Source organism: Alicyclobacillus suci (assembly GCF_017329615.1).
GTDB lineage: Bacteria > Bacillota > Bacilli > Alicyclobacillales > Alicyclobacillaceae > Alicyclobacillus > Alicyclobacillus suci.
Genome location: NZ_JAFMTW010000285.1, coordinates 1 through 202, shown reverse-complemented (window position 1 = coordinate 202; position 202 = coordinate 1). Strand labels below are relative to the sequence as shown.

At 51.0% G+C, this 202-nt stretch carries 1 protein-coding gene; it reads left to right on the top strand.

What is annotated here, in order from left to right; all coding sequences use genetic code 11:
• On the top strand, positions 1-202 hold a 202-nt coding region (locus tag J3482_RS20725; protein ID WP_206923157.1), incomplete at both ends, for a DDE-type integrase/transposase/recombinase.

Below are 202 nucleotides of genomic sequence, written 5' to 3'. Positions count from 1 at the left end.
GCATGCCGATGCACGAATGACGAAAGAATTGTGCGTCGCGGCGCTGGAACAAGCTTTTAAGCGTCAAAGTCCCGTCGACTCTGTGTTGCACCATTCAGATCGCGGGAGCCAATACGCCTCTCACGACTACCAGAACAAGATGCGAGAATATGAAATGGTAGGGAGCATGAGCCGCAAAGGCAACTGTTTTGATAATGCGTGT